The organism is Moritella sp. JT01, assembly GCF_001574435.1.
Classification (GTDB): domain Bacteria; phylum Pseudomonadota; class Gammaproteobacteria; order Enterobacterales; family Moritellaceae; genus Moritella.
Genome location: NZ_LOCN01000035.1, coordinates 1 through 10,792, shown reverse-complemented (window position 1 = coordinate 10,792; position 10,792 = coordinate 1). Strand labels below are relative to the sequence as shown.

At 37.4% G+C, this 10,792-nt stretch carries 9 protein-coding genes; 4 read left to right on the top strand and 5 right to left on the bottom strand.

The features are described 5' to 3' along the window. Positions 1 to 398: 398 nt before the first annotated feature. The 3 genes from AKG98_RS20935 to AKG98_RS20925 all read left to right on the top strand — a co-directional run bounded on the left by AKG98_RS20935 (position 399) and on the right by AKG98_RS20925 (position 1,907). Positions 399 to 797: a hypothetical protein gene (locus AKG98_RS20935; protein ID WP_067050829.1), complete on the top strand. Its 399-nt coding sequence runs from the start codon at positions 399 to 401 to the stop codon at positions 795 to 797. 60 nt (positions 798 to 857) lie between these two features. Beyond that, a complete protein-coding gene (locus tag AKG98_RS20930; RefSeq protein ID WP_067050826.1) occupies positions 858 to 1,346 on the top strand; it encodes a hypothetical protein in 489 nt (162 codons plus the stop codon). A 183-nt stretch (positions 1,347 to 1,529) separates the two neighbouring features. Continuing rightward, complete coding sequence (locus AKG98_RS20925) at positions 1,530 to 1,907, top strand: hypothetical protein (RefSeq protein ID WP_067050823.1); 378 nt, start codon at positions 1,530 to 1,532, stop codon at positions 1,905 to 1,907. 36 nt (positions 1,908 to 1,943) lie between these two features. Here the strand turns inward: AKG98_RS20925 and leuA are convergent, their stop codons facing one another. The 5 genes from leuA to AKG98_RS20900 form a co-directional block, all read right to left on the bottom strand. Continuing rightward, the gene (gene leuA / locus AKG98_RS20920; RefSeq protein ID WP_067050820.1) at positions 1,944 to 3,614 is read right to left on the bottom strand and encodes a 2-isopropylmalate synthase; all 1,671 of its coding nucleotides are present in this window, start codon (positions 3,612 to 3,614) and stop codon (positions 1,944 to 1,946) included. Between the two features lie 327 nt (positions 3,615 to 3,941). Further along, complete coding sequence (locus AKG98_RS20915; protein ID WP_067050817.1) at positions 3,942 to 4,988, bottom strand: GTP-binding protein; 1,047 nt, start codon at positions 4,986 to 4,988, stop codon at positions 3,942 to 3,944. Positions 4,989 to 5,199: 211 nt separating this feature from the next. Then, on the bottom strand, positions 5,200 to 5,844 hold the full coding sequence (locus AKG98_RS20910) for a UPF0149 family protein (RefSeq protein WP_067050814.1): 645 nt from the start codon (positions 5,842 to 5,844) through the stop codon (positions 5,200 to 5,202). Positions 5,845 to 5,921: 77 nt separating this feature from the next. Then, positions 5,922 to 6,317 (bottom strand): Cu(I)-responsive transcriptional regulator, encoded by a 396-nt coding sequence (gene cueR, locus AKG98_RS20905; protein WP_228140387.1) that lies wholly within the window; start codon positions 6,315 to 6,317, stop codon positions 5,922 to 5,924. Between the two features lie 52 nt (positions 6,318 to 6,369). Further along, complete coding sequence (locus tag AKG98_RS20900) at positions 6,370 to 8,778, bottom strand: heavy metal translocating P-type ATPase (RefSeq protein ID WP_067050807.1); 2,409 nt, start codon at positions 8,776 to 8,778, stop codon at positions 6,370 to 6,372. A gap of 287 nt (positions 8,779 to 9,065) precedes the next feature. On the opposite strand from AKG98_RS20900, the gene pgi reads away from it, so the two are divergent. Further along, positions 9,066 to 10,703 carry a glucose-6-phosphate isomerase gene (gene pgi / locus AKG98_RS20895; protein ID WP_067050805.1) on the top strand — a complete coding sequence of 546 codons (1,638 nt, stop codon included), beginning with the start codon at positions 9,066 to 9,068 and terminating at the stop codon, positions 10,701 to 10,703. Positions 10,704 to 10,792 lie beyond the last annotated feature (89 nt).

Here is a 10,792-nt window from a genome sequence, read left to right as displayed (position 1 = left end):
AGTGCTCACACAGATTGCTTGAATAAATTGTTAAAGAGCATTGACATCAACGCTTTGCGCCTTAGTCAGGCTGCGTATTCTACGCAAACCAGATTCGAAGTCAAGCATATATTTATGCTTTATTCAGGCCGTTCAAAAAGTAACCGAAGTTGTTTTAAACACCTTACCGAACGGCTTTTGCCGTGTCAGTGAGGTCGCATTATAGAGATCTAACTTTACATGACAAGCCTTTATTAACAAAACATGTAACCAGATAAAGAGCTGCTCACATAACAGTCAAAAAGACCACGTCAACGACCAAACTGCTCGATAAATAACATCCACTCTATGGTTACAATAGCCATCACTCCATATATCGATTATTTTATCCCTACATTTTATCTCATAATGAAACTATCATGTCTTTACCTATCGAATATGCCCGCTTAAACCTATTAGTAGCAGAGAAAACCAAACGCCAACGACAATACAAAGCTCAACTCCTTGTAATACGCAGTGGTGATATCAACATTCGTTTAGGTAAAACACTTATCACACTCAATCAATCGCAATCTATATGGTTACCGCATGACTGCTTGTATTCACTAGAATCAATAACAGCAAGTCAGATCGATATATTATCGTTTTCAGCTCGAGTAACAGCAGGCTTACCAACAAGCTTATACCGTTGTACGGCGTCTCCATTATTACCTTTATTAATAGACGAACTTATTACTATAGATAAAACGAGTATTTCTGCTCAGCATTTATTTCAAGTATGCTTAGATCAGGTCCATAAATTAACAGAACATGATTAAGCTAATATTCTTTTATGGGTAAATTGCGTATAATTAATTTTTCCATTATTTAAATCAATTATGTTTATTTTTAAATGCGAAGGTTTTAATCAAGAACAAGCAACGATTCAAGTTGCATCGTTACTGTGGACAGAATCAGGCGAAGTTACCTTTAGCGCTAATGATAATAACTTTGCTTGTTTACTACTAACTCAGTGTAAAAGTGATAGTGGTGGTTTTTTCAACCTACTCGCAGGTTGTAAACCTTTGTTGATAGAACAATGGCTAGAATATTTAGAAGAAAAGCAGTTCATCAAAAAAGTGTCACTAGAGCAAGTCAATTATAAAGAAGCTGAATACCCGCTCAAACTAGCTTTTGATGATGAACATGCCAGTACATTACTTGATATGCTATACAAAATAGGTAATTTCAATCGTTTACAAGTTTCTCGCTATTTAAAGAATAGAAACAACATTACCTATCTATCAACCAAGTATGACAAAACAGATTTACAACGCTATCAGCAACTTGGTAAAGCAATTAATTTTATTCTCAGGCTCAAGAAATAGCACGAAACAAATTATAATTGGGCTCCCTAAGCTACACGCCTGCGCCTATTTATCAGTTATTTAGCTTGCAGAGAACTAAAGTGTGATAGCTAATGACTTAAAACAATAGCCAATTATATTAAGCGAGTGTTAATATTATTACTTATTAACGACAATCGAAATAACACAAGGAAGTGGTGTTTTATGAAGAAGTTACTTGCATTTATTGTGCTTAGTACTGGTCTATATGGATGTCAATCGACACCTAATTACAAATACCAGCCCACCAAACTAGATAATATTACTATCGTACGTTATCAAACAATGGCGGATAATTATCAGCATCTGAAATTTGATCGCTACAACTCTATTCTGACAGTCATTTATCAACTGCCAGCCAATAATCTTATCTGGCAACAAGATCAAATAGAAAAACAAACGCATAATACATTATGTGAAAATAAAAATAGTACCATTTATCGATTGGCGCACAAAGATCATGTAGGCGTGAAATTTGTATATAAGGGCCAAGGGGGGAAAACCTTAGGCCCTTGGGCTGCAGATATTTGTGAACAAAACTGATATAGATAATTAGTGTTCACTAGCACTAATTATCTATTATGCGGCAGCAAGGTTTTTAATCACCTCTATTTGATTCACTGCATTTAATAATGCCGTTAATGATGCCGTTAAAATATCGCTGTTAACCGCAACCCCAATAACGGATTGTGTTGCAGTTTGAACTTGTAAATAAGCAATTGCATCTGCATCTGCACCTTTACTTAATGCATGCTCACTAAAATTAACCACATCGAATTCAATATTAAAATGCTGTTTTAGTGCTTGCATAAAGGCTGTTAAGGCTCCATTACCCTCTCCTGTAATCGCTGTTAATTCGCCAGCATTTTCAAGTTGAGCCTGTATTTTATCTATATTTCCATGACTAACGTTATATTCCATTAACTTATAAACGTCATCACTACTTGCATAGGTTGATTTAAATAGCTGCCATATTTGCGGGATCATCAACTCACTAGCGGTCGCTTCCGATTTTTTTTGTACCACACAAGAGAATTCAACCTGTAGCCAACGAGGTAACAGCACGCCATATTCTTGTTCAAGTAAATAAGCAATGCCACCTTTACCCGACTGGCTATTTACACGAATAACATGTTTTAACGTTCGATTTAAATCAGTTGGGTCAATAGGTAAATAAGCCACATTCCAACTATCTTCAGGTTTTCTACGGTCTAGGCATTTTTTAATCGCATCCTGATGACTTCCGGAAAAAGCGGTATACACTAATTCACCAACATAAGGATGACGAGGATGAACAGGTAGCTTGGTGCATTCAGTTATAGTAGTAATAATATTATCAATATCGCCGAGATTAAGTTTAGGATCAATTCCTTGGCTATAAAGGTTCATAGCCATCGTAATAATATCCATATTACCGGTACGTTCACCATTACCTAATAAGGTACCTTCCACACGGTCGGCTCCCGCCATCACAGCAAGTTCAGCGGCCGCAACAGCACAACCACGATCGTTGTGAGTATGTACACTGACGGTAATAGCCTCTCGATCCTGCACATGCTCACAGAACCATTCTACCTGATCTGCAAACACGTTCGGAGTCGACATTTCGACAGTTGCTGGCAAGTTAATAATGACCGGATTTGCTGGCGTTGGCTGCCAAACCGCATTGACCGCATCACAAATATCAACGGAAAAATCCAATTCTGTACCGGAGAAACTTTCCGGTGAATATTCAAACTGCCAGCAAGGACCAGGATTAGCATCAGCATGCTGTTTTACCCATGTAGCCCCTTGCACCGCGATATCAATTATACCTTGACGATCTTTTTGAAAGACAAGTTCTCTTTGTACTGTCGACGTAGAATTATAGACGTGAATAATCGCCTGTTTCACACCTTTTAGTGCCGCGAATGTTTTTTCGATAAGACTTTCACGCGCTTGGGTTAAAACTTGAATCGTCACATCATCAGGGATCATATTTTCTTCAATTAACCAGCGGACAAAGTCAAAATCCATTTTCGATGCAGCAGGAAAACCAACTTCGATTTGTTTAAAACCCATTGCCAATAAAAGTTGGTAATAACGGCGCTTTTGCGCAACCGTCATAGGCTCAACAAGCGCTTGATTGCCATCGCGTAAATCAACACTACACCATTGGGGAGCCTGAGTAATACTCTTATTAGGCCATTGTCGATTAGGCATATTTAGGATCGGGAAAGCTTGGTATTTACTGTGGTTAAATGTAGTCATATTAAAATCCTTTTACATATTTTCAGTCACATCATCAATGATGAGTTAGCGATCATCGCGCTTGGTAAAACCAGCAACTAAGCACCACACTCAAGGCTTAATTGCTGTATCCAAGTCGCCTACGTAATAAAAATATAAATTGTTTATCAACCATCTTCGACACCAATATCTTTTACCCAAAGTTTATAATTAAAGTATACGTAAAAACATGCAGATAATGATTGTTTTGTTTGTATGAATCACGCCAAATAAAGCAATCAATAACTAAAATATAAAACAATTAAGCTATATTTAACCAAATTTAGTTTTAACAGTGCAATTTAAAGTTCACATTTTATTATTTACCTTAGGACTAAGACAATCACATAATGCCTCCTCCAACTTTTGCCAAGGTAACTCAATCATACTAATTATTTCGATTTTACTCGTTTCCAACTCACTGATAGGCATAAAGTCACATTCGCCATTAACACTATTTATCGAAAAGCAGCCTTGATCGGTCTTAATGACAGCTTTCAAACGCACCACTTCCAAAGGCTCTAATAATGTCGCTAGTGCCATTAAATTAAATACCTGTTGCTGACTGAAAATCCAGCCATAACTAAATAAACCCTGTCCTTCACCATGATTGCGTTCAAAACGCAGATCGGTATCGAGCGCTAACGACTCTTTTTCTTGATGGTGATGTATATGACTATGTTTTAGATGCGCGGATAAATGTTGAGACCGGCGTCTATAATCAAGTGGCAACGCGAGAGTATCAATTGAAAATTCACCGTGATGCGTCCACACTACTGATTTTTTAGCTGGTAATAGTTGTGCAGTAAAATCCATGAAACGGCGCTTATCTTCACTATTGAGTTGCTCCGTTTTATTCGCCACAAGTACATCAGCCAAGCTGATTTGATCTTGAAAGTGATTATTTTCAACGTATTTACGATCATTAAGATGGATAGGGTCAACCAAGCAGATAGTTGCGTTGAGTGCTAAAACATCACAGTAAAATTCACCCGATAGATCTTTAATCACTTGCTGTAAATGCCCAAGTCCTGTTGGCTCAATCAAGATACGATCAGGCTTTGCTTTACTGATTAACATATTCAATCCCATTTTCATGGGTAGCCCGGCTACACAGCAAAGACAACCGCCAGGGATTTCTTTGACAATAATACGCTGTTCTTGATTGTCTAACGTTTCAGTAAATGCAGATAATAAAGTACCATCAATACCAATTTGACCAAACTCGTTAACCAATATCCCCCACACTTCACCTTCCGGTTTTTGCTTAAGTAACTGTTGGATAGCGGTTGTTTTACCAACGCCAAGAAAACCAGTAATAATATTGGTCGGTATTTTATCTACTTGTTTCGACATTAGACTTCCTATGCATGATTACGGCGATCAAAAAATGACATTGAAACATCATAATAGATAAGGCATTTTTATAAAATAGGCAGGGATATGAAAATGGTAATTAAGAAAAGTAGCCAGTAAAAGGACAAAAGCGATAAGCTTAATATTACGAGACAAATATAACCGTGAATAACAGCTGACTACTCACGGTTATTAAATAATAACCAAGTGATTAATCAATCAGTTCGTCATCATTCCAATCGTCATCATCATAATTACCACTTGCCAATGCCGCTTGTTCAATCACTTGTGCATAAGCGACAACAAAATCAGGCATCATCTCTAATACGGTATGCGTAAATGTTTCCCATTCACTTTGTTGTAATTGTGCAATTTGTTGCGCAGTACCAGCACAGGAGAAATAACTTAAGCACAGATACGCCATTTGCAATGCTTGATGCATTTCACTGTCATCAGCCAATGAGCTTACTAAACTTTCATAATAAAAAGCAGCACCAATCGCAAAACCAATCGACCAATCATTTAATGCTTCGCCGGAGTTAAAGTTGTCCGCAAAACCAGCAGTCTCGATACACTCGGTTGGTAATTTAGCACCCGTTTCATAAACCTGTTCACTGATCTCGTTATAAACAGAGATAATCGCGAATAATTTATCATCCGTGATATTTATTGGTGCAGCACCGCCAAAGATCATATCCATCCAATCTTCAGTTTCTATTGGTTCAGGAGCAGCAACTAAACCAAAGAAAAAACCTTTCATCGCAATTAATGATAATGTTTCTTTTGGTGTTTCGTCACCAGATAGCCAATCTGATAATAATATTTCATCTTCGCGTGATAATGCTGAACCAGTCATATAAAACCTTTTATTTCATAAATATTTTGTCGTATTATTTAGCGCCTAGTTTACGGGAAAGTAGACAACAGTGATATTTATTCAATAGAAAGCTGATCTAAAATAGCGCACTCTGAAGAGTTATCGCCCTTACAAGAAGATGCTAATGATAATAGCGTACTGTGCATGCCTTGTAATATTGCAATACGTGCTTCAATATCGGTAATTTTTTCTAACGTTAATGCCTTTACCTGAGCCGCGGTACGCTCTTCACTTTTATAGAGATGTACTAATTCTTTACATTCTTCAAGATTAAACCCTGCATCTCGCGCCCGCTTCACAAAATTTAACTCATCAATAACGCGTTTATTATAATAACGATAACCATTATCCCCCCGTATCGGCTCAGAGGTTAAAGCAATACTTTCGTAATAACGGATCGTTTTTGTTGATAAACCGACTTCTTTTGCTACTGAACTAATATTTTTCATCATATAACCTGCTACTTTACTGTTTCAAGACAATCAAGCCTGTGTAATCGATAATTTATTGGCGAACAAACTTAGGCTGCCAACGCTTAATCAGTAGTGAATTCGACAATACTGCAATGCTGCTAAATGCCATTGCCGCGCCTGCGAGTTCAGGACTTAAATAACCTGCTGCAGCCAACGGGATACCAATAAGGTTAAAAATAAATGCCCAAAATAAATTTTGTTGGATCTTACGCCAAGTTATTTTCGAGATATCCATTGCTGCAGAAACCAAGCGAGGATCATTTCTTAATAAGGTAATATTGGCAGTTTCCATCGCGACGTCCGAACCAGATCCCATCGCAATGCTAATATCTGCTTGAGCTAATGCAGGCGCATCATTAATCCCGTCCCCAACCATGGCAACTGTTTTTCCAAGTAGTTGTCGGTCTTGGATGTAACTTGATTTATTTTCAGGTTTTACCTGCGCATAATAGTGATCAATTTTTAGTGCTTCAGCAATTTTTTCTACTGCCATCGCATTATCACCACTGAGCATTATCGTATTAATTCCAGCTTGTTGTAATAATGCAATCGCAGCCCGACTTTCAACACGTAAGGTATCAGCAATAATAACTAAACCTACAAGATGGCCCTCTATTGCAACCCACATTTCTGAACCGGTATGTTCACTTAACTCAGCAAGTAACGAATCACCAGCTTGAGTGCCAACGCCCTCTGCGAGCATCAATTCGCGATTACCAATCAACACTTTCTCTTCTTCAACATTCCCTTTGATACCATAGCCGATAATAGTCTCAACTTGAGAGGCGGGTAATAATTTAAGTAGCTTGTCTTGCGCATAACTAATGATCGATTTTGCTAACGGATGTTCACTAAACTGCTGAACTGCTGCAGCTCTACTAATTAAAATCTCTTCATCATAATCAAAGCAATATACGGCGGTCACCTTAGGCTTACCTTGTGTTAACGTGCCCGTTTTATCTAACATTACATCGGTAATTTTATGTGCTTTTTGCAAGGTATCTATATCTTTAATTAAAATACCTTGTCGTGCAGCAGCTCCGGTCCCAGTAACTAATGCTGCAGGCGTTGCAAGACCCAAAGCACAAGGACAGGCAATAACTAATACCGCCACGGCAGAAATCAAACCATTTTCAAAGTCATCAAAGCCGAAATACCAGACTAAAAATGTCAGCGTAGCTATGGCTAACACAACCGGAACAAAAATATTACTTATCTTATCAACTAATTGCTGAAAGGGAGCTTTGCCCATTTGGGCAGTTTCAACAAGAGAGATAATTTTATTTAAGCTGGAATCTTTACCAACCACATTGACCTTTAACAGTAAAACGCCAGTACCATTAATAGAACCACCAATAAGCGTTTGTCCGATCTGTTTTAATACAGGTAAACTCTCCCCAGTGATCATTGATTCATCTAATTCACTTTGACCATCAATAATAACGCCGTCTACCGGTATCTTTTCACCCGCAAGTACCCTAACTTCATCCCCAATGACGACTTCTTCAATAGGGAGTTTTAGCCATTCATCTCCACGTTTTACGTTAGCCACTTCCGGCCTTAACATCATCAATGCATAGATAGCCGAAGACGTATTTTGTTTCGCATTCTCTTCTAAGTATTTACCAAGACTTATTAAAGTAATAACAACCGCACTGGCTTCAAAATACAGCGCACCTTGTGCACTTTCACCTAACGTTAAAAATAAATATAAACTATAGAAATAAGCAGCACTGGTACCTGTCGCAACAAGTACATCCATGTTTGCACCACCGTTTTTTAATGAATTATACGCACCTAAATAATAACGACGACCAATAATAAATTGGATTGGTGTGGCTAATAATAATTGCATCCATACGGGAACGAGGAAGTTAATATCACTGACAAACATAGTTAACATGCCAGCAACTAAAGGCAACGTTAATAAAGCAGAAATGATCACAAATAGCAGCTGCTGTTTATTTTTTCTTTTGAATTCTACTTCTCTGGCCAATAAATTTTCTGTTTGTGACACCACACTACCGCGATTAACAGTCGCCTTGTAACCTAAGTGAATGATCAAGTTAATAATATCCGCGGGGAGGATGGCACCAGAAAAATACGTTACGGTTATTTTCTCGCTCGCAAAGTTAGCATCAACGCTTAATATATGCTTGTTTACTAATAATTTAGAAACTGTTTTTGCTGCACAATTAGCACAAGACCACCCTCCGACAGAGAGTGATAATGATTCGGTATGATAATGATATTTTTTATCATCTAGAATCGTTTTAACAGTATGACTTGTTGCGATATCAGTTATATTTATCTGAGCACTCGCAAGCGCAAAATTAACGCTAGCTTGAATACCGTTTTCAGCATTTAGCGCGGCCTCTAATTTTGATGCACAGCCCGCACATGACATACCATCGATAGCAATTGAAACTGTTTTAGACATAACGAAAAAATCCGATTAGTGATAATATAAATAGAATGTAACCTTTACCCTTAGTGTAAGGTCAAGACGTTAATTTCGCGATTTATTATTCAAGAGTTTTGTAACATCTCGTAAAAACGCGATATCCCTAGCATTAACAACAATATTTTTGTGAATAATAATCATCATGTAAGAAAATTACTTATATAATTAGAGTACAGCTGAATGAACCGCCTTAAAACATCTTCATCTGTCTTATATGTAGATTAATTACCAAATTCCATTTAGTAAAAGTGAAAAATAAAATCATGAATCCAACAGAAACGAATGCTTGGCATGCCTTACAAGCGCACTATTTAGACATGAAAAAAACAAATATCAGTACTTTGTTTGCAAATGACGCTAATAGATTCGAACAATTCTCAAAGCAATTCAATAATGATATTTTATGCGACTTCTCTAAGAATATAATCACCCAATGTACACTGAAAAAATTAACAGCACTTGCACATGAGATGGATTTACCCGCAGCTATTAATGCAATGGTGTCAGGTGAACAAATCAACCAAACTGAAAAAAGAGCAGTATTACACACCGCACTTAGAAATCGCAGTAATACACCAGTAATGGTTGATGGTGAAGATATAATCCCTGCTATAAATGCAGTTCTAATTCAAATGAAAGCATTTTGTCAGGACATCATTAGTGGAAATTGGAAAGGTTATACAGGTAAATCGATTACTGATATCGTCAATATCGGTATTGGTGGTTCTGACTTAGGTCCTTATATGGTTACTGAAGCATTAAAACCATATAAAAATCATCTAAACATGCACTTTGTATCAAATGTTGACGGTACCCATATAGCAGAAACATTAAAAGGCTTAAACCCTGAAACAACATTATTTTTAATTGCATCAAAAACATTTACGACACAAGAAACGATGACGAATGCACACAGTGCAAGATCATGGTTCTTGGCGAGTGCTGCAAGTGAAGAGCATGTTGCATCTCACTTTGCAGCATTATCAACAAATGCAGCCGCAGTTCAAGCGTTTGGTATTGATACCAAAAATATGTTCGAGTTTTGGGATTGGGTTGGCGGTCGCTATTCACTTTGGTCAGCAATTGGTTTATCAATTGCACTGAGTGTTGGCTTCGATAATTTTGAAGAGTTACTTAGCGGTGCACATGAGATGGATAAGCATTTTATTGAAACACCGTTAGAAGATAATATTCCAGTTATTTTGGCATTAATTGGGGTTTGGTATAACAACTTTTTCGGTGCTGAAAGCGAAGCTATTTTACCTTACGATCAGTATATGCATCGTTTTGCCGCTTATTTCCAACAAGGTAATATGGAATCAAATGGTAAGAGTGTTGATCGTGATGGCAAAGCCGTTGATTACCAAACAGGCCCAATTATCTGGGGTGAACCAGGGACAAACGGTCAACATGCTTTCTATCAATTAATCCACCAAGGTACAAAACTTATCCCATGTGATTTCATTGCCCCAGCACAATCACATAATAAGATATCAGATCATCATGTAAAACTAATGTCTAACTTCTTTGCACAAACAGAAGCGTTAGCGTTCGGTAAATCAAAACAAACAGTGATTGATGAATTAACAGATTCAGGTATGTCAGAAGCAGACATTGCCACATTAGCTGAGTTTAAAACGTTTACAGGCAATAACCCAACCAACTCTATTTTATTCAAACAACTGACACCTAAAACACTTGGTTCGTTGTTAGCTATGTATGAACATAAGATCTTCACACAAGGTATTATCTGGAATATTTTCAGTTTTGACCAATGGGGTGTTGAATTAGGTAAGCAATTAGCCAATCAAATTCTACCAGAATTAAATGATGATCAATCAATTGATAGTCATGATAGTTCTACGAATGGTTTAATCAATACCTTCAAGGCTTGGCGTTAATCCGTTAGAACAAAGAGCCAAACACACAAAAACCAGCCAACGGCTGGTTTTTTATTGTCTGTAATTTTTTATGTTCAGTAGCTTAAACT